General features: G+C 65.0%; 1 protein-coding gene. It reads left to right on the forward strand.

Features of this window, described 5'->3' with window-relative positions:
* Positions 1–142: 142 nt before the first annotated feature.
* Positions 143–1,033, forward strand: an 891-nt coding sequence (locus EN750_RS35995; protein ID WP_127399396.1) for a CocE/NonD family hydrolase, incomplete at its 3' end; no start/stop codon positions are given.

Below are 1,033 nucleotides of genomic sequence, written 5' to 3' on the forward strand. Positions count from 1 at the left end.
GTCCGCAGGCCCAGGGCCGTTGCGCGGTCGATGTCCCCGTCCCGGTCACGGTCGGAAACAGCCGCCTGACCTGCCATTTCCCGCTGAACACATAGGACCGCCACCGGCGCAAGTGTCGGCCGGGGCGTTGAGAGGAGCCGCCATGCAAGATATCCGCGTCGTCACCGATTTCCCGCGAAAAATCCGCGAGATCGAGAATCTTTGGATTCCGATGCCCGACGGCGTCAAGCTGGCGGCTAGAATCTGGCTGCCGGAAGACGCCGAGGCCGATCCGGTGCCGGCGATCCTCGAATATCTGCCCTATCGCAAGCGTGACGGAACGGTGGAGCGCGATGCGCTGACGCATCCCTATTTCGCCGGTCACGGCTATGCCGGCGTGCGGGTCGACATGCGCGGCTCGGGCGACAGCGAGGGGCTATGCAAGGGCGAATACCTGGAGCAGGAACAGGATGACTGCCTGGCGGTCATCGAATGGCTGGCCCGGCAGCCTTGGTGTTCGGGAAGCGTCGGCATGATCGGCATCTCCTGGGGCGGCTTCAACGGGCTGCAGGTCGCGGCCCGCCGGCCGCCGGCGCTGAAAGCCGTCGTCTCGCTGTGCTCGACCGACGACCGCTACAACGACGACGTGCATTATCTCGGCGGCGCGATGATGTGCGACAATCTGATGTGGGGCACCACCGCTTGGGCCATCGCCATGACCCCGCCGGATCCGCTGATCGTCGGCGACCGCTGGCGCGATCTTTGGGAGCAGCGGCTGAACGGCAACGGCATCTGGATGCAGGACTGGTTCGAACACCAGCGCCGCGATGATTTCTACAAGCACGGCTCGATCTGCGAGGACTATTCCGATGTCGAAATCCCGGTCTATGCCGTCGGCGGCTGGGCCGACGGCTATCCCAATCCGATCTTCCGGATGCTGGAAAAGCTGAGCGGTCCTCGCAAGGGCCTGATCGGACCCTGGGGCCACAAATATCCGCACTTCGCCATGCCCGGCCCGCGTATCGGCTTCCTGCAGGAGTGCCTGCGCTGGTGG

This window comes from Mesorhizobium sp. M7A.F.Ca.ET.027.03.2.1, from assembly GCF_003999175.1.
GTDB lineage: Bacteria > Pseudomonadota > Alphaproteobacteria > Rhizobiales > Rhizobiaceae > Mesorhizobium.